The sequence below is a fragment of the Marinicrinis lubricantis genome, from assembly GCF_042658665.1.
Lineage (GTDB): Bacteria > Bacillota > Bacilli > Paenibacillales > KCTC-33676 > Marinicrinis > Marinicrinis lubricantis.
The window spans coordinates 1-2398 of record NZ_JBHSQV010000089.1 but is presented as its reverse complement, the minus strand read 5'-3'; the positions used below and the strand labels follow the sequence as shown (position 1 = coordinate 2398).

At 38.4% G+C, this 2398-nt stretch carries 4 protein-coding genes; 3 read left to right on the top strand and 1 reads right to left on the bottom strand.

The window, feature by feature from the left end; all coding sequences use genetic code 11:
* Nucleotides 1-387: 387 nt before the first annotated feature.
* The 3 genes from ACFPXP_RS08235 (at nucleotide 388) to ACFPXP_RS08225 (ending at nucleotide 1838) form a co-directional block, all read left to right on the top strand.
* The gene (locus ACFPXP_RS08235; RefSeq protein WP_379893754.1) at nucleotides 388-525 is read left to right on the top strand and encodes a hypothetical protein; all 138 of its coding nucleotides are present in this window, start codon (nucleotides 388-390) and stop codon (nucleotides 523-525) included.
* A gap of 26 nt (nucleotides 526-551) precedes the next feature.
* Complete coding sequence (locus ACFPXP_RS08230; RefSeq protein ID WP_379893753.1) at nucleotides 552-1154, top strand: class I SAM-dependent methyltransferase; 603 nt, start codon at nucleotides 552-554, stop codon at nucleotides 1152-1154.
* A 99-nt stretch (nucleotides 1155-1253) separates the two neighbouring features.
* Nucleotides 1254-1838, top strand: coding sequence for a GNAT family N-acetyltransferase (locus tag ACFPXP_RS08225; RefSeq protein WP_379893752.1), 585 nt, complete (start codon nucleotides 1254-1256; stop codon nucleotides 1836-1838).
* Between the two features lie 278 nt (nucleotides 1839-2116).
* Here the strand turns inward: ACFPXP_RS08225 and ACFPXP_RS08220 are convergent, their stop codons facing one another.
* On the bottom strand, nucleotides 2117-2299 hold the full coding sequence (locus tag ACFPXP_RS08220) for a hypothetical protein (protein WP_379893755.1): 183 nt from the start codon (nucleotides 2297-2299) through the stop codon (nucleotides 2117-2119).
* Between the last annotated feature and the right edge of the window lie 99 nt (nucleotides 2300-2398).

Sequence of the window (2398 nt, the reverse complement as noted above, 5' to 3'; positions counted from 1 at the left end):
ACACTCTTACCTTACCAAACGAAGCGGTGTTTTTCTATGTCGTCAAGCATTCGATCTAATCGATCACAAACTCATGCTGCACTTGCCATTAACCCGATTTTGGCTCTGCGAAAGTTGAGTTAATAATTAATAGATTGATTAAATTTTGGAAGCTCATTTTCACTTATGTATTTAAATTCATTATTATTGAAATTTTGACTGAACTTAAAACTTCCATCACTATTATACTCTGTAACAGTTTTTAGTATCTTCCCATCATTAAGGGAGCAACTTCATTTGGCAAGACGGCCTCAACGATATCGATTTATATTCATCTTTTAGCTTGAAGGGATTCCTTTATTTGGCGATAATGGGTGTAACTCATAACGAATTGCTGCAGTTCAGGGAATGAATCATTGGATTGCGAAGGCAACAAGCGATGGGGCAGGCAGAGAACCCGGTTATTTTGAAATGGACGTGCGCAGGGCGAAAGAGCTGACCATAACGATCAGGAATGAAGACGATAAGCCAGTTTTCAAGTCATAATAGGTAGTGAATGGAGGATGTTATGAATGGGAAATACGGAAAAGTTTGAAATGATCGCTAATACGTACGACACTCCCGAAAGAATCCAAATTGCAAAAGTAACATCGGATGCCATTCGAAAATATGTAGTTGACGCTAAAAGTATGAACGCGATGGATTTCGGATGTGGAACGGGTCTTGTCGGATTCAACTTGGTAAACGAGTTTCAATCTATGCTTTTTATGGATACATCGCCAAATATGATCGATCGAGTAAAGCAAAAAATTGCTGATCTGCATCTTTCGAATGCAGGTACACTATGCTTTGATTTCGAAAAATCGGCTCCATCAAATCTTCACGTCGACTACATCTTTATGGCGCAGGTTCTGCTCCACATTAGAGATACGGAATTGGTGTTATCAAGGCTTTTCGAGGTTTTAAACGAGGGAGGACATTTGATCATCGTAGATTTCGACAAGAATGAGAAGATCGTATCCACCATGGTTCATAACGGATTTCATCAAGCAGAGCTGACGGACATGATGGCCAGAATAGGGTATAAGGATATTCAATCCGAAACTTTTTATCATGGAAGTAATATATTCATGGGCCAAGATGCATCGATGTTCATCCTTGACGCTCGAAAGTAGATTCAAGCTGCGTCTCTAAAATGCCTCACTTTGCCCAGTGTGAAAGCGCTTAACCTTTAGGGCGAATTATAACAATTTAGGTGTTAGGAGAACAAATAAATGACAATGATGGATTCAAATTATTTTTGGGAAGGAACAAAGATTAGACTAAGGGCAACCCAAAAAAGTGATTGGGAACAATGGAAATTGGAAAGCACCGACAGTGAAGCAATTCGGTTAATGGAGTGGGGGATCGAGCTTCCAAAGAATGATATAGACGTTGCCGAAATGTCGAATAGGTTTGATCATTTCAAAGATCATTTTAGAAAAATGTTTGCGATCGAAACGGTATCAAATAATCAGTTAGTTGGTATCATTAACTTAAATTCATTAGACCACAAAAATGGAGTGTTTAGTTTTGGCTTGGGAGTGAATAGAGGGTATAGGAACAACGGATACGCAACAGAAGCAACAAGAATTATTATGCGGTATGGCTTCTATGAACTACGGATGCAAAAATGCAATTCCAGCTGTGTTGAAATAAACGAAGCATCACTTAAATTCCACAAAAATCTTGGATTCATTGAAGAAGGACGAAGAAGAAGAATTATTTATATGAATGGGAAATTTTATGATAACATCTTGTTGGGGATTACAAGAGAAGAATTTGATGAAATTGAAAAACAGTACCAATCCATTTCATAAATGATCTAAATACCGAATTTGTAACTATATATTGATCGATTGAACCGTTCGATACAACATGCATGTAGTCTTGATTACAGCTGCTGAAGGTATTATGAAATTGATTTAGTACTGCAAAAAAAACAATAAGAGTGTTTTGTTTGTTACAAGACAACAGCATTGGGATTTACTTCCCAATGCTGGTTTTTTTGCCTCTTACATTCCCATAACCACGATGAGCCGTATCCTAAATAGCGGTAAAGGGGAAAGAGGAGGTCATGGTAAATCTAAAAGACCCGCTATCTTATCATCTTAAAAGATAAACCAACCTCGTCCAATGCGTTTCTGAGTTTCGGTATGGAACTTGGACCGATCCCATGCAGCTTGAGTATACCTGCTTCTGTATATTCAGATAAGCGTTCGAGTGAGGTAATGCCTTCACGTTCAAGAGCTCTGTAACCGTCAAGTACTTTTGAGCAGATTCCGCTAAATAAGTTTCAACACCTATGAATTACCAAATATGGTTTCTCGGTGCTTGAGGCGGAAGCTATCTCCGCTTAGCTTTATCACTTCGCTCTTGT